Source organism: Bacillus sp. NEAU-CP5 (assembly GCF_026420705.1).
Lineage (GTDB): Bacteria > Bacillota > Bacilli > Bacillales > Bacillaceae > Bacillus > Bacillus velezensis.
In genome coordinates, this window is record NZ_JAPMOV010000005.1 from 136,292 (window position 1) to 158,489 (window position 22,198).

Annotated in this window: 26 protein-coding genes and 1 pseudogene; 20 read left to right on the plus strand and 7 right to left on the minus strand. The window is 44.5% G+C overall.

Annotated elements, in window-relative coordinates; genetic code table 11:
• Positions 1–80: 80 nt before the first annotated feature.
• Entirely contained in the window at positions 81–371 is a 291-nt protein-coding gene (locus tag OTK50_RS16045) for a contact-dependent growth inhibition system immunity protein (RefSeq protein ID WP_015417243.1), read from the minus strand.
• A 16-nt stretch (positions 372–387) separates the two neighbouring features.
• Entirely contained in the window at positions 388–2,271 is a 1,884-nt protein-coding gene (locus OTK50_RS16050; RefSeq protein WP_224224091.1) for a ribonuclease YeeF family protein, read from the minus strand.
• 298 nt (positions 2,272–2,569) lie between these two features.
• Between OTK50_RS16050 and OTK50_RS16055 the strand changes: the two genes are divergently transcribed.
• The 9 genes and pseudogenes from OTK50_RS16055 (at position 2,570) to OTK50_RS16095 (ending at position 7,770) form a co-directional block, all read left to right on the plus strand.
• The gene (locus tag OTK50_RS16055) at positions 2,570–3,289 is read left to right on the plus strand and encodes a YebC/PmpR family DNA-binding transcriptional regulator (protein WP_003155709.1); all 720 of its coding nucleotides are present in this window, start codon (positions 2,570–2,572) and stop codon (positions 3,287–3,289) included.
• Between the two features lie 311 nt (positions 3,290–3,600).
• Positions 3,601–3,714, plus strand: a pseudogene (locus OTK50_RS19970) (hypothetical protein); the annotation flags it as partial.
• 241 nt (positions 3,715–3,955) lie between these two features.
• On the plus strand, positions 3,956–4,819 hold the full coding sequence (gene ant(6), locus OTK50_RS16065; RefSeq protein ID WP_045206945.1) for an aminoglycoside 6-adenylyltransferase: 864 nt from the start codon (positions 3,956–3,958) through the stop codon (positions 4,817–4,819).
• Between the two features lie 139 nt (positions 4,820–4,958).
• The gene (gene cotJA / locus OTK50_RS16070; RefSeq protein ID WP_003155704.1) at positions 4,959–5,207 is read left to right on the plus strand and encodes a spore coat-associated protein CotJA; all 249 of its coding nucleotides are present in this window, start codon (positions 4,959–4,961) and stop codon (positions 5,205–5,207) included.
• Positions 5,191–5,454, plus strand: coding sequence for a spore coat protein CotJB (cotJB, locus tag OTK50_RS16075; protein ID WP_007408934.1), 264 nt, complete (start codon positions 5,191–5,193; stop codon positions 5,452–5,454). Before cotJA ends, cotJB begins: the two co-directional genes overlap by 17 nt.
• Before the next feature lie 14 nt (positions 5,455–5,468).
• Positions 5,469–6,038 carry a spore coat protein CotJC gene (gene cotJC / locus OTK50_RS16080; protein ID WP_003155700.1) on the plus strand — a complete coding sequence of 190 codons (570 nt, stop codon included), beginning with the start codon at positions 5,469–5,471 and terminating at the stop codon, positions 6,036–6,038.
• A gap of 88 nt (positions 6,039–6,126) precedes the next feature.
• A complete protein-coding gene (locus tag OTK50_RS16085; RefSeq protein ID WP_266121958.1) occupies positions 6,127–6,660 on the plus strand; it encodes a GNAT family N-acetyltransferase in 534 nt (177 codons plus the stop codon).
• 28 nt (positions 6,661–6,688) lie between these two features.
• Positions 6,689–6,967: a YesK-like family protein gene (locus OTK50_RS16090; RefSeq protein WP_012117023.1), complete on the plus strand. Its 279-nt coding sequence runs from the start codon at positions 6,689–6,691 to the stop codon at positions 6,965–6,967.
• Between the two features lie 113 nt (positions 6,968–7,080).
• Complete coding sequence (locus OTK50_RS16095) at positions 7,081–7,770, plus strand: YetF domain-containing protein (protein WP_012117024.1); 690 nt, start codon at positions 7,081–7,083, stop codon at positions 7,768–7,770.
• 32 nt (positions 7,771–7,802) lie between these two features.
• Here the strand turns inward: OTK50_RS16095 and hmoA are convergent, their stop codons facing one another.
• Entirely contained in the window at positions 7,803–8,129 is a 327-nt protein-coding gene (gene hmoA, locus OTK50_RS16100) for a heme-degrading oxygenase HmoA (RefSeq protein WP_003155696.1), read from the minus strand.
• 84 nt (positions 8,130–8,213) lie between these two features.
• Positions 8,214–8,576 carry a VOC family protein gene (locus OTK50_RS16105; protein ID WP_029326180.1) on the minus strand — a complete coding sequence of 121 codons (363 nt, stop codon included), beginning with the start codon at positions 8,574–8,576 and terminating at the stop codon, positions 8,214–8,216.
• Positions 8,577–8,736: 160 nt separating this feature from the next.
• Between OTK50_RS16105 and OTK50_RS16110 the strand changes: the two genes are divergently transcribed.
• The 4 genes from OTK50_RS16110 (at position 8,737) to OTK50_RS16125 (ending at position 11,155) form a co-directional block, all read left to right on the plus strand.
• A complete protein-coding gene (locus tag OTK50_RS16110) occupies positions 8,737–9,603 on the plus strand; it encodes an STAS domain-containing protein (RefSeq protein WP_007408939.1) in 867 nt (288 codons plus the stop codon).
• A gap of 311 nt (positions 9,604–9,914) precedes the next feature.
• Positions 9,915–10,088: a YezD family protein gene (locus OTK50_RS16115; protein ID WP_003155693.1), complete on the plus strand. Its 174-nt coding sequence runs from the start codon at positions 9,915–9,917 to the stop codon at positions 10,086–10,088.
• 29 nt (positions 10,089–10,117) lie between these two features.
• Positions 10,118–10,420 carry a hypothetical protein gene (locus tag OTK50_RS16120; protein WP_045206947.1) on the plus strand — a complete coding sequence of 101 codons (303 nt, stop codon included), beginning with the start codon at positions 10,118–10,120 and terminating at the stop codon, positions 10,418–10,420.
• Between the two features lie 90 nt (positions 10,421–10,510).
• Positions 10,511–11,155 carry a Bax inhibitor-1/YccA family protein gene (locus OTK50_RS16125; protein WP_007408941.1) on the plus strand — a complete coding sequence of 215 codons (645 nt, stop codon included), beginning with the start codon at positions 10,511–10,513 and terminating at the stop codon, positions 11,153–11,155.
• A gap of 38 nt (positions 11,156–11,193) precedes the next feature.
• Here OTK50_RS16125 and OTK50_RS16130 read toward each other — a convergent pair whose 3' ends face one another.
• Positions 11,194–11,706: a MarR family transcriptional regulator gene (locus OTK50_RS16130; protein WP_045206948.1), complete on the minus strand. Its 513-nt coding sequence runs from the start codon at positions 11,704–11,706 to the stop codon at positions 11,194–11,196.
• A 150-nt stretch (positions 11,707–11,856) separates the two neighbouring features.
• On the opposite strand from OTK50_RS16130, the gene OTK50_RS16135 reads away from it, so the two are divergent.
• Positions 11,857–12,978: an FAD-dependent oxidoreductase gene (locus tag OTK50_RS16135; protein WP_045206949.1), complete on the plus strand. Its 1,122-nt coding sequence runs from the start codon at positions 11,857–11,859 to the stop codon at positions 12,976–12,978.
• A gap of 36 nt (positions 12,979–13,014) precedes the next feature.
• Here OTK50_RS16135 and OTK50_RS16140 read toward each other — a convergent pair whose 3' ends face one another.
• Positions 13,015–14,085: a DUF3900 domain-containing protein gene (locus tag OTK50_RS16140; protein ID WP_007609950.1), complete on the minus strand. Its 1,071-nt coding sequence runs from the start codon at positions 14,083–14,085 to the stop codon at positions 13,015–13,017.
• Positions 14,086–14,249: 164 nt separating this feature from the next.
• Between OTK50_RS16140 and OTK50_RS16145 the strand changes: the two genes are divergently transcribed.
• From OTK50_RS16145 to OTK50_RS16170, 6 genes are all read left to right on the plus strand, one after another.
• Complete coding sequence (locus tag OTK50_RS16145) at positions 14,250–17,432, plus strand: bifunctional cytochrome P450/NADPH--P450 reductase (protein WP_266121959.1); 3,183 nt, start codon at positions 14,250–14,252, stop codon at positions 17,430–17,432.
• Between the two features lie 292 nt (positions 17,433–17,724).
• On the plus strand, positions 17,725–18,318 hold the full coding sequence (locus tag OTK50_RS16150; protein WP_015416999.1) for a hypothetical protein: 594 nt from the start codon (positions 17,725–17,727) through the stop codon (positions 18,316–18,318).
• A complete protein-coding gene (locus tag OTK50_RS16155) occupies positions 18,311–18,622 on the plus strand; it encodes a winged helix-turn-helix domain-containing protein (protein WP_007609957.1) in 312 nt (103 codons plus the stop codon). The genes OTK50_RS16150 and OTK50_RS16155 overlap by 8 nt, the downstream gene beginning before the upstream one ends.
• Positions 18,623–19,513 (plus strand): ABC transporter ATP-binding protein, encoded by an 891-nt coding sequence (locus OTK50_RS16160; RefSeq protein WP_015417000.1) that lies wholly within the window; start codon positions 18,623–18,625, stop codon positions 19,511–19,513.
• A gap of 14 nt (positions 19,514–19,527) precedes the next feature.
• A complete protein-coding gene (locus tag OTK50_RS16165) occupies positions 19,528–20,268 on the plus strand; it encodes an ABC transporter permease (RefSeq protein ID WP_032867543.1) in 741 nt (246 codons plus the stop codon).
• Between the two features lie 54 nt (positions 20,269–20,322).
• The gene (locus tag OTK50_RS16170; protein WP_094031571.1) at positions 20,323–21,045 is read left to right on the plus strand and encodes a pentapeptide repeat-containing protein; all 723 of its coding nucleotides are present in this window, start codon (positions 20,323–20,325) and stop codon (positions 21,043–21,045) included.
• 61 nt (positions 21,046–21,106) lie between these two features.
• Here the strand turns inward: OTK50_RS16170 and pznA are convergent, their stop codons facing one another.
• On the minus strand, positions 21,107–21,232 hold the full coding sequence (pznA, locus tag OTK50_RS16175; protein WP_157662605.1) for a TOMM peptide plantazolicin: 126 nt from the start codon (positions 21,230–21,232) through the stop codon (positions 21,107–21,109).
• Between the last annotated feature and the right edge of the window lie 966 nt (positions 21,233–22,198).

A 22,198-nucleotide genomic window follows, 5' to 3' on the forward strand; every position in this document is an offset into this window, starting at 1 on the left:
TATTCGGATAAGAAAGCCAAAAAATTCGGTATCAATATAAAAAGGCCCTCTCATAAAATGGGGGCCTTTCAGTGTTTCTTTTAAATAGCTTCTTTTAGTTGTTCTATTACACTTTTCAACCATTCTATAGGCGGTAAGCCAATTGTCGGGAAATATATTTCTGCATTACACTTTATAATGTCTTCCTTTTCTTCTTTAGTTAGATCGCTATTTAGAAACTCTTCGCAATACTTTACTGTAAATAGCAAACCTTCTTTACTAATTTCCTCAATAAATTCGTCTAAGGCGTGTTCAGGGGATTGGATATCTTGATGAAATGTTGCACCTAAAAAATTTTCTAATTCATCTAAGAAATCATACCTTTCATCCATGATACTTCCTCTCTTTCTATTTGGTTGGATATCCTGTAAGAATAAAGTTACCGTTATTATCTTTTTTGAGTATAATTTTTGCGTTTGTAACGTTTTCTACTAGTTCTGAATTTCTTGATACACTTCTGCCGATTATTTCTCCATCGCCCTTGTATCTTAACATTAATTTAGGTTTTTTAGGATCATCAATCCAATTTTCGATTTTCTTTATATTTTTTGGATCGTTTAAAACTGAATTAGCAATTCTTTCAGCGGTAGCCCTATCTTTAAAAGTAGATGAAGCTGTAATATGTGGGTTAGGATCAGTTTTCAGTCTTTCTATTAATTCTTTATCTGTTTTCCCAACATGTCTTTCTATAAGGTGTCCGCCTTTTGCTTCATGAGCAGCTAAACCTCCGCCAGGTGCGAGAGGGCTGGTGTCTCCTTGTTTAACACTATGTATGCCGTTATTGTCAGAAGTCACAGATTTACTGAGAACACTTTCTTTCTGATCTTCAATAATACTTTTCAATAAAGGCGTATTCTTCACATTGTGAGTATTTTCAATATCCTGGCCTATTCCGGCAAGTGCAGGTTCATACTTATTTTTAGAAACGGAATTGATATAATCTTTTCCTTTTTCAATCCCGGTTTTTACATGTTTTGCAGCCGCTTTTTCACCGGCTTCCAAGACGTTATCCACTTTGGCGGCACCTGTTTTCGCGAGCTTGCTTGATACTTTTACAGCTGAGCCGGAACCTTTGAGTCCGACAATGCTCCCGATGGCGTAGGTGATGTAATGTGATCTTGAATACGCATCCCCGTTAACCATTTTATCATTCCATGAATCGGCTAGGTTTGTCCATATGATTTTTGCGTAGGAAGGCGTGTTCAGCACAGCCGATATGGTTTTAGCGACTTTTTGTTCATCGGAGAGATGGTAAAAACCCCATGCGCCGACAGCCAGATCTTTGACGCCGGTTATGGTGTCTTTTCCCACATCATAAAGGCCGACGCCTATTCCTTTGACGATATCCCAAGCTGTTTCTCCGACTTCTTCGAGCTGCTTTGCTTGTTCAAGCTGCATCACATATTGCACCTGAGCGGGTTCAAGATTTTCATAGCCGATCTTTTTCGCGATTTCCAAATATTCATCCGGATCGGTGACACCAGCGGCCAGCTTTTTCTTCAGATCCTGGATTTCCCGCTCTTTCGCTTCTTCCTTTTTAATCGTCAAATAAGCATCCGAATGTCTTGCGATATCGCCTTTTTTCTTATGTATGTCGCTTTCTCGGTACGCTTTGGCGTTGTAGTGAAGCGGCGTGGCGCTTTTTCCTTTGCCTGTTGCGTTTTGGAGCTGCTGAAAGTCGGCTTGGATGAACTGTTCGTTTGCTTCGGTTTCTGCGTATTCTTTCGTTAGATCGTGATCAAGTTTGCCGAGTTTATGTATCGTTTCGCTTCTTTTTTTGTCAGCTGAAGAAAGCTTCTGATCTGTGCTTTCGGTTGAAAACAGATCAAGCGAGATGATGTCTTCGATCTCTCTGAGGATGGACCCCATGTCCTTTTTTTGCCCTTCCATAATGGCCTTTGATTTACTGAGGGCGTGGGTGAGCTCATGCTCCAGAAATGATTCCTCCACATGTGAACCGGAAAGTCCGGCGTCTTCGACCTTGCCGGGGAGGCTTGTGAGAAATGCGATTCTCATATCGATCAGATCAAGCCAGCTGTCTGTGACGCCGGCGTGATCCTGGAAAAAGGCTTTGATGTTGTCTGCGCCCCGGCCGGAGAAATCATTGTCACCAAGATCAGCCATGCCTTGAAACGCTTTTTTCAGATTAACCATCTGACCGCGCAGTTTTTTGTATTCACTCGCGCGCTGTTTGGCGGCGGCCAGGAGGGTGGTTGCTTCGAAAACTTTCATGACCATATCCTTTCTTTTGTTCGATATCAAAATTTTACCACGTGAGTCAGGATATACAGTGTAGGAAATAGGTAATGAGAATAAAATGAATCTTTTGGCTTGCGACTTCCTTCCTGTATGAAGGGAGGCTTTTTATGTTTTGTACAATAACCTTCAAATTCGGCTTACTGCGCTCCGGTGATTTTAAGCGTGCCTGTTTTTTCTAATGTCTTACACTCGAAACAACCCAACCGCTGAGGTATAATAGAAGCAGAGTATTTATCATACAGATTCAATTCGTGAAAGAGAGTGGAACAAAATGGGCCGTAAGTGGAACAACATTAAAGAAAAGAAAGCATCAAAGGACGCAAATACGAGCCGGATTTATGCGAAGTTCGGCCGTGAGATTTATGTGGCGGCAAAACAAGGCGAGCCAGATCCGGAATCGAACCAGGCGTTAAAAGTGGTGCTTGAGCGCGCGAAGACGTACAGTGTGCCGAAAAATATTATTGAGCGTGCGATTGAAAAGGCGAAAGGCGGCGCGGAAGAGAACTTTGACGAGCTGCGTTACGAAGGTTTCGGGCCGAACGGTTCAATGATCATCGTTGATGCGTTAACGAATAATGTAAACCGCACGGCGCCTGAAGTGCGTGCCGCATTCGGGAAAAACGGCGGAAATATGGGTGTGAGCGGGTCTGTCGCTTACATGTTCGATGCGACTGCCGTTATCGGCGTTGAAGGCAAGACGGCGGATGAAGCGCTGGAATTGCTGATGGAAGCTGATGTGGACGTGCGCGATATTTTAGAAGAGGATGACAGTGTTATCGTATATGCCGAGCCTGATCAATTCCATGCGGTACAGGAGGCATTCAAAAATGCCGGCGTTGAAGAGTTCACGGTTGCGGAGCTGACGATGCTTGCGCAAAATGAAGTCGAGCTTCCGGAAGATGCGAAAGCTCAATTTGAAAAGCTGATCGATGTGCTGGAAGATCTGGAAGACGTACAGCAGGTTTATCACAATGTAGATTTAGGCGAATAAAGACAAAAAGGCCGGGGCGGCATAAGTTCCGGCCTTTTTATTTTGCTTATACGGTCGGCCTGTATCGTATATCTCCGTAAGCAATTATTGATTATTTCGCCAAAACTGGGCGGATGCCCATACGTTTCCTTCCGGATGTCATAAACTGGACTGTAACCTATGTGAAGGAGCGATAAATCATGAATGAAAGAAGACCGATTTACGGCGGAGGCTATGGAGGCTTCGGAGGCTACCCGGGGTACGGTTTTGGCGGCTACGGCGGCTTCGGAGGATATCCGGGACACGGTTTCGGCGGAGGCTACGGCTACCCGGGATACGGTTTTGGCGGTTACGGCGGTTACGGCGGTTTTGGCGGCTACGGCGGCTACGGAGGCTTCGGGGGATATCCGGGGTACGGTTTTGGCGGCTATGGCGGAGGCTACGGCGGCTACCCGTTCCATCATCATCATCGGGACAGCCAATATATCTGATCATTCGGGAAAAAGCACTCTTGGAACAGCAAGAGTGCTCTTCTCATGTTCTTGCAGCTGTGTTACGATTGGAGCAAAATCATCAAGTACATAGGACTTTTCTGTAAATCATGCAAGCTCACAACCTTTTCTTTCTGTTGTTTATAAACTGAAAAGCATGATCTGTAAAAATCTCTTTATCGGGGGGTTTTACAATGTGAGAAGTGAAGACGAAATGATGAAATTGATTCTTGATATTGCGATGAAGGACGAGAGAATCCGTCTTGTCACTTTAGAGGGATCAAGAACCAATAAAAATGTACCGAGAGACAAATTTCAAGACTATGATATTTCTTATTTTGTGACCGATATGGACTCTTTCACATCTGACGAAAGCTGGCTGGATCAGTTTGGCGAAAGATTGATGATGCAAAAACCTGAAGATATGGAACTTTTCCCTCCGGAGCTCGGAGACTGGTTCTCCTATCTAATGCTATTTAAAGATCATCATAAAATCGACTTAACTTTGATCCCTCTGAGTCAAACAGAGGATTATTTTACACAGAGTGATGGTTTGGCGGAAATAGTATTAGACAAGGATGACCGAATCAATAGTAAGATTATTGCGAGTGATGAACAATATCATATAAAGAAACCGACTCCCAGAGAGTTTGATGATTGCTGCAATGAATTTTGGATGGTTTCAACCTATGTGATTAAAGGATTAATGCGTAAAGAAATACTGTTTGCGCTGGATCATATGAATGACATTTTAAGGCCTAATGTTTTGCGTATGATTGCGTGGAATATCGGGATAGAGAATCAGTTTTCATTAAGTGTAGGGAAGAATTATAAGTATATTCAACATTACATGAATGCGAAAGATTGGGAAATCCTGCTGAATACTTATGTCGGCAATACTTATGAAAGCGTGTGGAAGGCATTGTTTGACTGCCAAGGTCTCTTTAGAGCATATTCAAAGTCAGTGGCTGATTTATTGAGATATGAATATCCTGAATATGATCAACAAATTACGGAATATACATTGAAACATTATCAGCGTTTTCAAGCAGATTTTTAAATTATGGTTTTTTACTTCAAATTCCAGATGAGTTGCATTGAGTCCGTTTTTAACGGGCTTTTTTATTTTCTTACAGGGCATAAATGCCGATACAGATTCATACCTATTAAGGTCATGTGTTTAGGAAAGGAGGATCGTAATGAAAGAAAATCAGCCGTTTACACCGGTCAAATCCTATAAACCCTTCCACAGCCGGTTTGATCCCTGCCCGCCGATCGGGAGAAAATACTACAGAACGCCGCCGCATCTTTATATGCGGTTTCAGCCGTATCACTTGGAGCAGTTTTCTCCGATGGAGGCATTGAGAAAAGGGACCCTTTGGAAGGATCTTTACGATTTCTATGATAATCCTTATCGGGGGGGAATCGAATATGGCGAAAAAGATTGATGATGAATACTATCGGCTGCTGGAGCAAATCCAGGCGGCGGACTTTGTCTTGGTGGAGCTGACGCTTTATCTGGATACGCATCCCCATGACCGTCTCGCGCTTCAGCAGTTTCATGAATATTCCCGGTACTCAAGACAGCTGAGAAAGCGGTTTGAGCCTGAGTACGGACCGCTTCTGCAATTCGGCGTGAGTCAGGTCGGCGCTCAATGGGACTGGGGCCGCGGTCCTTGGCCATGGCAAGTATAAGGAGGGATCTGTAAATGTGGGTATATGAAAAAAAGCTGCAGTATCCGGTTAAAGTCAGTACATGCAACCCGATGCTGGCTAAGTTTCTCATTGAACAATACGGCGGGGCGGACGGCGAATTGGCCGCAGCGCTCCGGTACTTAAACCAGCGCTACACGATTCCTGACAAGGTGATCGGCCTGCTGACGGATATCGGCACGGAGGAGTTTGCGCATTTAGAAATGATTGCGACGATGATTTATAAGCTGACAAAAGATGCGACCCCGGAGCAGCTGCGTGATGCAGGGCTCAGTGATCATTACGTCAACCATGACAGCGCGCTGTTTTATCACAATGCGGCCGGAGTTCCGTTCACAGCGTCTTACATACAGGCGAAGGGAGATCCGATCGCTGATTTATATGAGGATATTGCGGCTGAAGAAAAGGCGAGAGCGACGTATCAATGGATTATTGATATTTCCGATGATCCTGACCTGAATGATTCACTCCGTTTTCTGCGTGAGCGTGAAATCGTCCACTCTATGCGTTTCAGGGAAGCGGTTGAGATTTTAAAAGAAGAACGTGATAAGAAGAAAATTTTTTAAACGGCCCTCAAACCCGACGGCTGTTTTTTTCCTTTCTGCGTTTGGTCTATAATAAAGGTGTCGAATATTCTGATTACAGGAGGATTTTATGACACCATTTACGATTACGGAGGAGAAGGCGGGGGCATTCCGGGTCACCTCCGCCCGGAAGGATGATGAAGAAGAGGTCATGGAGCTGCTCGTGCAAGCGGCAGAATGGCTTCGCGATAAAGGGTCGAACCAGTGGAGCGGCCTTCTAGAAGGGGAAGATACCCACAATATGCGGGAGGCGATCGCCCGAGGGTATGTTTTTTTATTCAGGCAGAATGAAGAGCTGGCCGGCGTCGTCATGCTGCTTCCCGAAGCAAGCGGGTGGGACAGACGTCTATGGGGCGAGGAAGGACATGAGGAGTCCGTATATCTCCATCGGCTGGCGATTAACAGGCGGTTTGCAGGGGCGGGGCTCGGCCGGACAATCATGACTTGGGCGGAGACGGGTGTGTCTTGTCCGGGAAAAACGAAAATCCGGCTCGATTGCGTGTCCGAAAACAAGGCGCTTCAGTCGTTTTACAGCGGAATGGGGTACGAATCAAAAGGACCCGCGCCGGGTTATCATTTGTTTGAAAAAAAGGTGAGTAAATAAAAAGCTTCTCATGATGGAGGTAAAAGACATGGGGTTTTTTTATCTGATCTGTCTGGCCGCATTTTGTCTTAACTTTGCCGTATCGGCTGTGCTCCGCAAGAAATGGCCGAAAAAGATGTGGCCTGAGTGCCTTTTGGCGGTGCTGGGCCTGACTGCTTTCGGTACGGTTGTTTACAGCATTTTCGGTGTCGGCGGCTGGGAAGGAATGGGCTTGGGGCTTGCCGCGATGTTTGCGGGTTCCGGAGCGGCCGCCGGTTATGCCGCTGAGGTGTGCTTACGGGTCGTCAGATCGAATCGAAAACAGTAAGCAGAAGTGAAAAAACGCGGCCTCGGCTGCGTTTTTTTGTGTGTTGCCGGCCGCTGTATAGAAAACAGGCGAATGTCCATAATGGTAATGACTTTTAAGAAGAAGGTGCGAATATGGGACATTTACTTACAGTGGCTTGGGAGTTAGTATGCGGTTTGGGTATTTTATTTGTGATTTTAAAATTGCTTGGAAAAACTCAATTCTCGCAAATTACGCCGTTTGATTTTATTTCCGCGCTCATCCTCGGCGAACTGGTCGGAAATGCGGTGTATGATAAAGGCGTCAGGATTTTTGAAATCATTTTTGCCTCTCTGTTATGGGGGATTTTAATTTATCTCATCGAACTGATTACGCAGAAAGTAAAAAGCTCCAGAAAGCTGTTGGAAGGCGAGCCGAGTATTATCATCCATAAAGGAAAACTGAAATATGATGTGCTGAAAAAGAATAAGCTGGACATTAATCAACTGCAAAGCCTTCTCAGACAAGCGAATTGCTTTTCCATACAGGAAGCGGAGTACGCGATTTTAGAAACAAACGGGATGGTCAGTGTCCTGCCGAAATTTCAATATGACACGACGAAAAACGGCGACATGCAAATAAAGCCGAAGCAGGTCTCTTTGCCGGTCACGCTGATTATTGACGGCGAAGTGCTGTATGAAAATCTGAAAGAAGCCGGGCTGGAAGAAAAGCAGCTGAATCAGGAGCTGAAAAAGCTGAACATCAAAAAAACGGAGGACGTGCTGTATGCGGAATGGAAGCCCGATAAACCGCTGTTTGTCCTGCCGTATGAGGAGAAAAAATAAAAAGAGCATTGCCCTGGGGCAAATGCTCTTTATTATTTTTCGTGTACGCCTGTTTTAACGGCTCTGACATGATACATACCGACATCCGTTCCAAGCATATAATCAGGTTTCGGCTTGCCTTGGTTTGCTTTGTGGGCCGCGATGTGGTCTTCGCTTTTTTCCCATTGTTTCCAATGGTCTTCTGACTCCCAGCGGATTAACACGACGACTTCTTCATCACCGCGGCGGACTTTTTTTTCCAGGACTGTTACGTCTATCAAACCTTCCTGCTTTTCAATCACGCCTTCTGAACTGAAGCGTTCGATTACTTTGTCGGCATGTCCTTCTTTTACGGTCATTTTTCTGATTTGCACAAACATCTGGCAACTCTCCAATCCTTTTCACGCTTTATCCAACATTTTAAATGAAAATGATTCTCAAAGTCAATTGGGGTGCCTGACGGATTACGATTTAAGGAGAAAGACATGACCATCCTCATCTTTAAATTGCACGAAACTGCCCCATTCCATTTGTTTCGGTTCATCTAAAAAGGTGATGCCGTTCTTTTTCATCTGTTCATATGCGGCGAAGACATCTTCACACTCAAATACGATAGAAGCCTTCATATGCTCGGCCCCTTTCATCATCGCTTTCGGATAAATAACCAAATGAGTGGCGGCTCCTTTGGGCGCTACCTCAAGCCAGAAGGCACCCGGTCCCATCGGATGCTCGGCGACGGTTTCAAACCCCGCTTTTTCCGTCCAGAATGTTTTCGCTTTTTGCTGATCATCAGTGTATACGGCGACTGTCGCGATTTTTTTGATCATCATACTGACCTCCTGTTTCATTTCTTTTATAGTGTATCCTCCTGCCGAAAAAAGCAATCAAAAGCTTTAATGTGCGGGTTTTTTTAATTTCTCTAGTGCGATCGGCGATTCCGATTTATAATTTAGACAAAAGTACATATTCTTGAAAGAGGAGACGGCAGTGAACAAAGACCAATTACTTCATGATTATATTATTACACATTCGGCAGAGCTGACGGAAAAATGGCTCAAGCTGAGACGGAAGCTGAGAGGGCGTTTTTATTCTGCGGATCAATTAAGTGAGGAAATGAAACGGCTGCTGATCGAGCAGCATACCTTTACAAACACGGTCATCGCAAGCGCTTTTTTGGAAGATCCGGCCGTTTTTCAGCATAACAAAGAAAAATGGGCCGCACAGGTAGCGAAAAGCAGAGTGGAGCAAGACGCGGAGGTTCATGAGGTCGTTGAGGCGATCGGCAATTCAAGAACCGTCTTTTGGGAGGCGGTCACCCGTTTTATGGATGAGCATCAGGACATCGTAACAAATGAGGATGCCCGCCGCTGGAATCACCTTGTCAACGGCTCGTTTGATCAGCTGATGACGGATTTTACTGAACAGTTTCAGAAATTAATGATCGCGAGGCTGTCATCTCAGCAGGAGCTTATTTCCGAATTGAGCTGTCCGGTTATTTTGATTGCGGATACGATCGGCACTCTGCCGCTCATCGGATCGATTGATACGAGACGGGCGCGCGTGATTTTGGAGTCGGTGCCGGAAAACTGTGTCGCCAAACGGATCACAAATCTTGTGATTGATCTGTCCGGTGTGCCCATTGTCGATACGATGGTGGCGCAGCAATTGTATATGCTGTCGAAAACGTTATTTCTCCTCGGCATCAGAACCGTGTTTTCCGGCATTCGGCCTGATGTGGCACAGACTTCTATCCAGTTGGGGCTTGATTTTTCAGAGTATCAAACTTACGGATCCCTGGAGCAGGCGCTCGCCAGCATGGGTGTCACATGTGTGATCGAGGAAGCAAAAGCATAGAAAAAAGGTGCTCCGTCCAGAGGCGGGGCGCTTTTTTTGTCAGCGGAAAACAACGTAAATATGTCGGAACGGAAGATTGCGTTCTTAAAAAGAGCAATATGACGCCTTGGGGGCGGGGGTCGGCGACACGGTTTATATCAAAGCGAAGGAAGTGAAAGTTTTCGCAAAGAAAACATATCCAAAAATTGTGTAAATGTTATTGATTTCTGAATGAAAACATAATAGTATAATTATATATTTCTTATCAGAATAGTATGAATTAAAACACTCATTGTCAAAAGACGAACGGCCAGACATAAAGGGGGAGCATGATGACGTCCAAAGGAAACGTAGATCCGCATGTGATCGAAAAGATTATCAGTGCGCTGGAAACGCTCGATTTCGGGACTGTTCAGATTACGGTTCATAATTCCCAAGTGACACAAATTGATAAGGTGGAGAAATATCGATTTTCCCTGAAGAGCAAAGAAGTAAAACAATCTTAAAAAACAGCCAATGACAGGAGGCGGTACATATGAAGCATTCAACTGTTCCTTTCCGGGAGAGCCGGTATCTGCACCTGCCCGAAGTGCGCTTTCTGCATTGGTGCACGAAGCAATACGGCATTAACAAAGGCGTGCTCAATACAATTGACGGCTGGTTTTATGATGCGGGCGTCATTCCGATTCCCGTCAGGCGTCTTTATGTGCTGGCATTTCTCGATTTCGCGAAAACGCCGGGGCAGAAGGGGAATATCCGATTCGGACACGGCGGATTGACGAAAAAACTGCATGATTTCATGAATATGCAGGAGTGCGCAGCAAAACGTCAGGCCTGACATCCTTAAAATCTTCTTAAAATCATACAAATTTCTCCCATTTTATTTATAATAGACCTATCACGATCATTTTTTGGGAGGACTTTTGACATGCAAACTGCTGCTTATGAGAGCAAACAATCTATTATGCAGCGCATTATAACGGTATTTGTGTTTACACTGTTAGTTGCGACAATCGGCCTGTATACGGGCCAGTTCATTCCGCCGGCATTGATGCTGCCGCTGTCGGTCTTAGAGGTCGTCATGATCATCGCCGCATTTTGGCTGCGCCGAAAAAAAGCCGTCGGATATGTGTTTGTGTTTTCATTCGCTTTCATTTCCGGAATGACGCTGTTTCCGATTATCAGCCATTATGCGTCCGCAGCGGGGGCCTATGTCGTATTGGAGGCATTCGGTTCATCGTTTGTGATTTTTGCGGTGCTCGGCACGATCGGCGCTAAGACGAAAAAGGACTTGTCGTTTTTATGGTCCTTCTTGCTTGTCGCTGTTATCGCGCTTCTCGCAGTGGGGATCTTTAATATTTTCAGCCCGCTGAATTCCGCCGCCATGATGGCGTATTCCGTCATCGGAACGATTGTGTTTTCAATGTACATCTTATACGATCTGAACCAGATCAAGCACCGGGACATCACGGCTGACCTGATTCCTTTGATGGCATTGACGCTTTATATCGACTTTATTAACCTGTTTATCAACCTGCTACGGTTTTTCGGAATTTTAAACAGTGATGATTAACCGCGCGAAAAAGGCGCCCTGCTGAGAGGGGCGCCTTTTTATGTTCTGCCGCCGGAAAACAGCAGAAGCTTATCAAATAATACTTCAAGCATTTTTGTCAATTCCGCTTTTTCTTCAGCGGTGAAGCTTTCCATGACTCCTGAAATATTGGAGAAGTGGCCGGGAAGAAACAGCATCAGCTTTTCTTTTCCTTCCTTTGTGAGTTCGATGCTGATTTTTCGTCTGTCGCCGGTATGCCGGCTGCGGTTTACAAAGCCGTCCCGTGCGAGTCCGTCGATCAATCCGGTGATGGTCGCTTTGGTGACATTGGATTTTTTCGCCAGCTCCGTCGGACTCAGGCTGTGGCCAGGTGCTTCAAACAGAAACATTAAAATTTTGAATTTCCCTTCGGACAATCCGTGACTTGAGAAATAATGCTCCATGACCTGATTCATTTTTTTAGACATATCAAATAACGTCAAAAATGTTTTCAATGATTCAGCATCCATATCGGCGTAAATCTCAGCGCGTCCGGCAATCTGCGAGTAATCCGGCAAATGTCTCAACTCCATTTTTGTAAGCCTCCGTACCATTTTAGTGATTCAAAGTATAAGCTTGCCGGATTCAAAAGGCAACCTATAAAGATTGACAGTTTTTCAGCCTATATAGTAAGGTGGCTAATAGTTAATTAATAATAAATAAATAGATAAGGCGGTATCGTGATGAACCATGAAGTGAAAAAGATCATCATAGCGGGCGGAGGGATCGGCGGCCTGTCCGCAGCGATTTCTCTCGGCAGAGCGGGTTTTGAAGTGACCCTTTGCGAGGCGGCGTCCGGCATGCGAAAAAGCGGAGCGGGCATTCTCCAGCCTCAAAATGCGCTGCGGGTGCTGCGGGAAATCGGTGTGTATGATGAATGCTGTCAACACGGCTTTCAAACGGAATGGCTGAAGCAGCATGATGAAAACGGAACGCTGCAGTTTAAAGTGAGTGAGGCGTTTTTAGATGAATCATTGCCGGGGCGGAATAATATATTGCGGCAAACGTTAAACGATATCCTCAAAAAGCATGCTGAAGCGGCGGGGGTCACGATTCTGCTCGGTAAAAAAGTCATGTCTTACGAAGAAACGGCAGATGACATAACGGTGCATTGTGCAGACGGAACCGCGATGACGGCTGACATTCTCGCCGGTTTTGACGGCATCCGCTCCGCTGTCCGCGATCAAATGCTGCAAAGAGAAGTGAAAACAGAGTATCTCGGCATGGGAGCGCACAGATTTTATATTTCTTTTCCTGAGCCGATATTTCATGATTCGACACTGATGTATAAAAAAGGGCAGACGCAGGTCGGAGTCGTGCCGCTCTCTGAAAAAACAGGATACGTATTTATCATCCGGCCGTATGACGCTGACTTCAGGGATGACGAGGACACGCGTTTTGAACGGGTGAAAGACTTGCTGCGCGGAATTCCGGGAGTGAAGTTTGTGACAGAGAATATGTCAAAGGAATATCCCGTTTTGTTTCATAAGATTGAGCAGATGGCGGTTAAAGAACCGTGGCACAGAGGCCGCGTCGTTCTGGGCGGGGATGCCGTCCATGCAGGAGCGCCGACATTGGCGCAGGGAGCGGCGATGGCGATTGAAGACGCGATTGTGCTTAGTGAAGAACTGCAAAAACACGAAAACCATGAAACTGCATGTCAAGCATACTTCGAAAGACGGGCGGAGCGGGCATTACAGGTGCAGAATCTCTCATCTGAAATCGTCCGCCGCGAGATTAAGGGAACGCCCGGCGTCCAAGACATCATCAGTGAATGCTATCGATTGCTCAAAGATCCTTATTAAATAAAGAAAGTCCAGAACATAGCGTCTGGACTTTTGTCAGTCTTGTTCAGATTTATTCCGTATCCGCTCAATCACCTCATGCAGCCCCTCAGGCTTGTGAAACTCCACCGGCGAACTGCCTTTTTCAAACGAGATCGTCTCCGCCTCAATGAGCGCGACATAGCGCCCGTTCACTTTTGCGAGATGGATGGATTCGCCGAAATCAGCCAGTAATCCTTTAATCTCTGTTTCTCCGACTTTCATTTTCAGCTCGGCTTCCGGCGTGTGTTCAATGATCTGCGCGGATGCCTCGATGACTTGATGGGTGTCGAGGCGCTCCTGAATTTCCCGCTTTTCACTCGCTTCCCAAATTTCAATGTCGTGCTCAAACTGCTGAAGCTCTTCGCTGTTTTCTTCAAACGTTTCATACACGTGTTCCTGCACCATGTTCATGACTTGGCTTTTCATGATTTCCGGCATCGATTCGCCGTATTCGACAAATTTGAGAAAATCTTCGAAATAACGGGCGTGCGAGGCCTGGTGGATTTTCAGCTCATGCTCCTCAGTCATGCCTTCTTCCGGCATATACGGATATTGAATGCTTTTCATGTTTTTTGTCGTGATGGCCATTTCGACCTTTTTAATAAGAGACGAGGCGTCTGAGATGCGGGCGACTTTCGGCTCGAAATCGCATTTCATCATAAAGACGAATTTGTCTTCAAAATACTTGCGCGGAACGGCCGATGCCACGATAAAGACACCGCCGCGCACGGCGCTCGTGTCAAGGTAAGTGCGGACGAACTGCTCGCTTGCCTCGATAAATGCTTCCTTCGTATCCGCAAGTCTGGCGCGGTTGAAAAGGTTGTAATTCGGATTTGAATCAAGCTCATGGCCCGGCTCCGTGATAAAATGGCCGATTTTTGTGGGGACCTGCTCAGATTGCGGATGCCGTTCGGCTTTCCGTTTGACGATTTTCTTCAATTCCCCGTCAAGAAAATCCTTCAGCTCGCTTTCTTCAAATTCTTCCGTATCAAGCGTCTGGAAATGTTTGAACTGCTTGTTTGCCTGTTCGTCTTTTCCTTCCACTTGAATGACGTAAAACGATAAAAACTTGATTTCAAAATCCATATGTGAACTCACCTTATTTCTGTATTTAACAAGCCTCTCCAGTATAGAAAAAACCGTTATCGATCGTCAATCCGATGATTGATCCGTGACGGCGGATAATCGGCCGGTGAAAAGGGCAATGTAGTTGGAAGGAACGCATCAACGTGTTAGAGAGGGTGTTATTCATGAAGGAAACAGGTCCGATTCCGCAGCCGAAGACATTCGGCCCGCTCGGCAATCTTCCTTTGCTTGATAAAGACAAGCCTACAATGTCGCTTATCAAACTGGCAAACGAGCAGGGGCCTATTTTTCAGCTGCATACGCCGGCGGGCGCCATTATCGTCGTGTCCGGCCATGAACTGGTGAAAGAGGTTTGTGATGAAGAGCGGTTCGATAAAAGCATTGAAGGGGCTTTGGAGAAAGTCCGGGCGTTTTCCGGTGACGGGCTGTTTACAAGCTGGACGCATGAGCCTAACTGGCGAAAGGCGCATAATATTCTGATGCCGACCTTCAGCCAGCGCGCGATGAAAGATTATCATTCGATGATGGCTGATATCGCGGTGCAGCTGATTCAAAAGTGGGCTAGGCTGAACCCGGATGAGGCCGTTGATGTGCCTGCTGATATGACCCGCCTGACGCTCGATACGATCGGGCTTTGCGGCTTTAACTATCGGTTTAACAGTTATTACAGGGAAACGCCTCATCCGTTTATCAACAGCATGGTGCGCGCCCTTGATGAAGCGATGCACCAAATGCAGCGCCTTGATGTTCAGGATAAGCTTATGATCAGGACGAAGCGCCAATTTCATCATGACATTCAGGCGATGTTTTCGTTAGTAGACAGTATTATCGCAGAGCGCCGGTCAGGCGGCCGGGATGAAAAGGATCTGCTGGCCAGAATGCTGAATGTGGAAGACCCGGAAACGGGCGAAAAACTTGATGATGAAAATATCCGGTACCAAATCATCACGTTTTTAATTGCCGGCCATGAAACGACAAGCGGCCTGCTTTCCTTTGCCATCTATTTTCTGCTGAAACATCCCCGTGTTTTGGAAAAAGCCTATGAAGAAGCCGATCGGGTATTGACCGATCCTGTTCCTTCATATAAACAAGTGCTGGATCTTACTTATATCCGAATGATTTTGCAGGAGTCATTGCGCTTATGGCCGACCGCGCCTGCGTTCAGCCTTTATGCGAAAGAGGATACGGTGATCGGCGGGAAATATCCGATCACGCCGAAAGACAGAATTTCCGTCTTAATTCCCCAGCTTCACCGTGATAAAGAAGCGTGGGGAGACAATGCGGAGGAATTTTATCCGGAGCGGTTTGAACATCCTGATCAAGTGCCTCACCATGCGTATAAGCCGTTCGGAAACGGTCAGAGGGCGTGTATCGGTATGCAGTTCGCCCTGCATGAAGCAACTCTTGTTCTGGGGATGATTCTGCAGCATTTTACCTTTATCGATCACACCGATTATGAGCTCGATATTAAACAGACACTGACGATCAAGCCCGGCGACTTTCATATCCGGGTGCGGCCGAGAAATAAAGAAGCCGTTGCGGCTGCTCTCCCGGCGGCTGAAAAAGCGGCGGAAGACGTCGAAAAAGAAAAACGGGAAACAAAAGGCGCATCCATTATCGGGCTTGATAACCGACCGCTTCTGATTCTGTACGGCTCAGATACGGGAACCGCAGAAGGCGTGGCGCGGGAGCTTGCCGATACTGCCGGGATGCACGGCGTCCGGACTGAAACGGCGCCTTTAAATGACCGGATCGGACAACTGCCGAAAGAAGGAGCTCTCTTGATCATTACGTCCTCTTATAACGGAAAGCCTCCGAGCAACGCGGGACAATTCGTTCAATGGCTTGAAGAAGTCAAACCCGGGGAACTGGAAGGCGTCCGATATGCCGTCTTCGGCTGCGGTGATCATAACTGGGCGGCGACATATCAGGCTGTACCGAGGCTTATTGATGAGAAGCTTGCCAAAAAAGGGGCGGAACGCTTTTCCTCCCGAGGCGAGGGGGACGTCAGCGGCGATTTTGAAGGAAAGCTTGATGAATGGAAAAAAAGCATGTGGACGGACGCCATGAAGGCATTCGGTCTCAAGCTGAATGAAAATGCCGAAAAAGAGCGAAGTGCGCTGGGCCTTCAATTTGTCAGCGGGCTTGGCGGGTCTCCTTTGGCACAGACGTATGAAGCGGTTTACGCATCCGTTGCGGAAAACAGGGAACTTCAGGCGCCGGAAAGCGGCCGGAGCACAAGGCATATCGAAATCACTCTGCCGAAAGAGGCTGCCTATCATGAAGGGGATCATCTCGGCGTGCTGCCGGTAAACAGCAAAGAGCAGGTCAGCCGTGTTCTCCGCCGGTTCAATCTGAACGGGAATGATCAAGTGCTGCTGACGGCCAGCGGACAGAGCGCGGCTCATCTCCCGCTCGATCGGCCGGTCAGGCTGCATGATCTTCTGAGCAGCTGTGTCGAATTGCAGGAAGCGGCATCAAGGGCTCAAATCCGGGAAATGGCCGCTTATACGGTCTGCCCGCCGCACAAACGGGAATTGGAAGATTTTCTTGAGGAGGGCGTCTATCAGGAGCAAATCTTAACATCGCGCGTCTCGATGCTCGATCTCCTTGAAAAATATGAAGCGTGTGAACTTCCGTTTGAGCGATTTCTGGAGCTTTTGCGCCCGTTGAAGCCGCGGTATTATTCGATTTCAAGTTCGCCCCGGAAACATCCCGGGCAGGCTTCAATTACCGTCGGCGTCGTTCGCGGCCCCGCCCGGAGCGGTTTGGGTGAGTATCGCGGAGTCGCTTCGAATTATTTAGCGGACCGCGGCCCTGAGGATGGTATCGTGATGTTTGTCCGCACTCCGGAAACACGATTCCGGCTGCCGGAAGATCCGGAAAAACCGATTATTATGGTCGGTCCCGGCACAGGAGTCGCCCCGTTCCGCGGATTTCTGCAGGCCCGGGCGGCGTTAAAAAAAGAAGGAAAAGAGCTGGGGGAGGCTCATCTGTATTTCGGATGCAGAAACGATCATGATTTTATTTACCGTGACGAGCTTGAAGCTTATGAAAAAGACGGAATCGTGACGCTTCATACGGCTTTCTCCCGCAAAGAAGGCGTACCGAAAACGTATGTGCAGCACTTAATGGCGAAAGACGCCGGCGCTTTAATTTCCATCCTCGGCCGGGGAGGGCACCTCTACGTATGCGGCGACGGCAGCAAAATGGCGCCCGATGTAGAGGCAACGCTGCAAAAAGCGTATCAGTCGGTCCGCGAAACAGACGAACGGCAAGCGCAAGAATGGCTTTTGGACCTCCAGACAAAAGGCATTTACGCAAAAGATGTTTGGGCGGGGATTTGACCGATTTGATGTAAAGGACTGGATGACTCCAGTCCTTTTTCCTTCAAGAAAATGAATTGCTTTCCAATCGATATACATTCGGTTTGTCAGCAATCTGAAGGCTTTGTTGTGAGATCTTATAACAAGATAAGGATGTCTCACAGTGGTGGAAGGATATCAGCGCCAAGAGTCCCATCTGCTGTTTCCGAGACTAAATAGTTGCGTCTATTTTGGATAAAACCTCTTTACAAATATATGGAATTAGAATATACTCTGTTTCACAAAGTACTTTGTAAAAAGAGGAGCCTGTCTTATGTCAAATCAGAATTTTCGAGAATCAGAGATAGCTGAAAACTTATCTCATATCAAGGTCTTGACGAACTACAAGACTGAGTACTCAAGGCAAACCAGTCCATATTTCATTATTTGGGGCTGTATATGGATTATTGCGTACTCCGTTTCTTTATGTAAGGTACCTTCTGTAGTCCTTGCTTGTGTCTGGTTAATACTGGCAGTATTAGGGTGGATACTGACTTTGAAGACATATCTTAAGCAGAAACAATTTGATCCCATGCCCACTTTCTTAAAGAATCAATTAAAATATGCATGGATTGGATTCATATTAATGGTATGCATTTTTGTTTTCCTGATTTTAATGGGATTATTGCCGCGAACAGGAGAATTTCTATCGTTTTTGATTGTGTTAATGGTGTCTATTATGTACATATTCTTAGGCATCGTGTTAACAAAAGAGATTTTTATTATGGGATTTTGGCTGAGCATACTCGGTATGCTTACATTCTGTTTATTTCCTGAGGCAATGAATATTGTTTTTGCATTTATTGGCGGAGGCAGCCTATTACTTACAGGAATGATTTTGAAAAGAAAAGGGCAAGGAAATGAGTAATGTTAACAATATCAATGATTTAATACATGCCAAAGTACGGTTGGGAATTATGAGTTTACTGATGACTTATGATCAATGTGATTTTACTTTCCTGAAAAAGTCATTAGACATCACAGATGGGAATTTAGGTTCGCATCTGAAAAAGTTAGAAGATGCAGCTTATATAGAACTAACCAAGAAGTTCGTATCCAAAAAGCCGAAGACTATTGTTCAGATTACGAAAGAAGGGAAAGCAGCCTACAAGGAGTACATTAATACAATTGAATCCATATTTAAAATAAATAACAGTGGGGGAATGGTGTAAATGCTGCAAGTTGAACATATAAGTAAGCGCTATGGCACGACTCTGGCTTTGGACAATGTGGCTTTATCAATTCCGAAAGGAGTCTGCTATGGACTTGTTGGACCGAACGGATCCGGCAAATCTACCTTAATTAAGATCATCTCACGCATCATCCGGGAATATGACGGTAAGGTTGAATTTGTCGGTAATGAAAATGGCAGATTGGGTTATGTTCCACAGGATATCAGCCTTGAAGAAAAATTAACCGCAAAGACCAATATGGAATTTTTCGGAAAGGTACATGGACTGAATGGCTTAAAACTAAAGCAAACAACAAAAAAACTGTTAGAAGATATCGGGTTGTCAGAAAGGACAAACGACGTTGTGGAGAACTTTTCCGGAGGAATGAAGCGCCGTTTAAATATCGGGTGTGCATTAATGCACGATCCAGACTTAATTATTCTAGATGAGCCGACGGTAGGCGTGGATCCGCAATCACGCCGCTACATTTTTAACATCGTAAATCGACTCAAAAAAGCCGGTAAAACCATTATTTATGTGAGCCATTACATGGAAGAGATTGAAACTCTTTGTGACTATGTAGCTTTTATCGACAGAGGGCAGATTATCGATGAAGGAGAAATAAATGAACTGCTTAAACGACATGAAGAATCATCTATTATGTTTAACTCCTCATTGTCTCATGAATTAATAAAGAGCCATGGTTTTGAGTTTTCAGTCGTTAATTCAGGGCTGATAATAAAAACCAAAAAACCTTTAGAAACCATGGAGCGCTTAATTAGCGTCAGTAAGGAAAACAATATTGTGCCTCATCAGTTGTTTTTATATAAGCCAAAATTAGAAGATGTATTCTTTAAACTTACCGGCACTGATTTGCGTGATGAAGAATAAAGGGGGAATTTATCATGTTACCGCTCGCTCAAATTGAAACGCTAAAACAGTTAAAGGATAAGTCTCTGTTTTTTTGGACGATTATATTACCTATTGTGTCCATCATATTGCTGATTGAGCTATTTACGACAGACAGTACAAACAAAACTTTAGTAGCTTCACAATCTGTAACCGGTATGAGCGTATTCTTTTCTACATTCATTATTATCTCCATCGTTATAAGTTTTGTAAAGGATCGGGAAAAAGGAATTGTATCAAGACTGGCAAGTACCCCTTTAAAGCCTTATAACTTCTTCTTAGGAAAAAGTATCCCTTTTTTAGTCATAACTTTTATGCAAATTCTTCTCCTTTCTGTTTTAGGAATATTTCTGTATGATATTGAAATTAATAATTTTCCGGCGTATCTGTGGGTTGTTGTGTTGATATCTTTACTGGTTACATCCTGGGGAGTTGCCATTTCAGTCTTTGCAAAGACTGAAAATACCGGTTTGGTCATGACAAATGTGATTGCATTAGGTACCGCTGTTGTATGTGGTTTATGGACCCCTTATGATCAATTACCAAGCTATCTTCAAACTATTGGAATGCTCTTTCCGCAGTACTGGGCGCATCAAGGGTTAATTCAATCGGTCTCGACGATATCGGGAGGAGAAAGTCTAATATGGGTAACCCTTGTTGTACTGAGCTATACAATACTGGGATTTATAGTTTCTCTAATTGGATACCGGCATTACATTAAAATGGCAAGAAACTAGACCGCTGAAGAATGGGTCATTAAAACGCAGCTGGGACTAAAAGGAGAGCGGGAAATGATAAGTGAAAAACTAAAACTGTATGTCGAGGCTCTATTTAAAAAGTACGAAAGAAATTCGTTACTGAGCAGAAAAAAAACGGAGCTTTTAACTAAGCTTCATGATAGAGGTATTAGCCTGGAAGCAGAGGGTATGACAAAGCTGGATATTGAGAAGTTGCTTATACGCGAAATAGAATCCAAAAGCTTGGCGGTCGATACCAGTGACCTGAATATAGATAAATCCAATGTATTAAAACTCAAAAAAAAGACGTTTATAAATAAGAATTTGCAAAAAACGGAGGATTTTGAGCCGGTAAATGCCGAGTACTATCTCAGTGACTTTAAAAGTGCAACTCTTCAGAATATCGATGTCGAACACTCTGTCTTCAAAAACTGCTACTTCAAGAATTTCTCATGTAAAGACTCCGCCATCATAGAATCGACATTTAAAAAAAGTGATCTCAGCCAGTCAAATTATGACACATGTAAACTTGAGTATATGCTTTATACCGGTTGTCACCTCCCAAAAGTCAATTTTACAGATACCTCCATCCTGCATACGTTCTTCAAGAACTGCTATCTAAAGAAAGTATCCTTTACGAACTGCAATCTAATTAATATTCGGTTTGAATCTTGTGATATTGCAAACGTTAAAATTACAGGAGGCAAAATGGATAAAACAACATACCGTATACTGCAAGAAGAGGGGACTTCATTACATTCAGTAGAATTAATTTAAATTTAATATAAAGAAGCATAGACCAATAAGAATCATCTTATTGGTCTATTTGTCTTAGAGGTTAAAACGTAGATGAACTAGAGATGATTGTGGTACAGGTACAGCGTGCAGCCATTGGCTCGAATAAATGTTGACCTTCTCCGTGTACACTTGCAATAAGAGCAGTTGGCACTTTAATTTGAGTCATAATTGTTACCTCCTCCATAAAATTTATCGACAAAGAATTTACCGATATGTACCATATTGTGATTTATATGGACAGCATTGTCAACCCAAATATGTAATTTTTTGTGATATAGATAATGAATTTATAATGAGCAATTTGGTTTAAGAAGCTGAATCACTCTAAATTTAGTTAAAAATGAAATTAATAATTCTGAATTTTGTATTTGATCAGAGGGAAAGTATGTGTTTTAATAGGGTTATGGGAATAAATACTATTTTTTAAGCGGAATAACCCAACTTGTTAGGAAAAAGGAAACGTTGTTTGAAGTTAAAGCTAAGCTAATTCAGGCAAATCGCATAGGCTGATCGGGGCTTTGGGTGGATTCTTAACAGGAAATGTCAAACTTCAAGGAAGCTTGAGCTTTGTCTGTTGGACAAAAGGGGTGACTGCCCGACTGCTTAGAATAAAGCTTAATTTACTAAGGGTTTCTTGTACCCCATTGGTATTGTAATGATTCTGGTGTCACCTACGAAAGATTTACTCTTCTTTGTATTACCTCAGCATTCTTCAGAAGCTTCTTCAGATAGTATTACAAAATCAATAATTGATTTAATGATATTTGTGAATTCGTAACTCCCTGTATTATTTTGTCGCACAGAGAGATGAACCAGGCCGCCCCTGGCGATCTAAAGTAGGAGGAAGTAATACGTTATTAACTTATTTGTTTTCTCAAGACACCATCCTTTGTTTACTTTAAGAAAGGTATTTAACTTCTGATCCTAACTAACTTAATCTTGTATGCTGTTTTCTATTTGCTGCTGCACTGTCCTAACTTTTATGGTTCAACCATCTTTTGTTAAGACATTTATTCACGGTGATTATCAAATTTATGATTTCCATATTAAGTATTAATTGGTTATATTAACTTTTTTGCTTATCTTTCTGATGACAAATCATGAGATTGATCGAGTGAGATTATTGACTAGG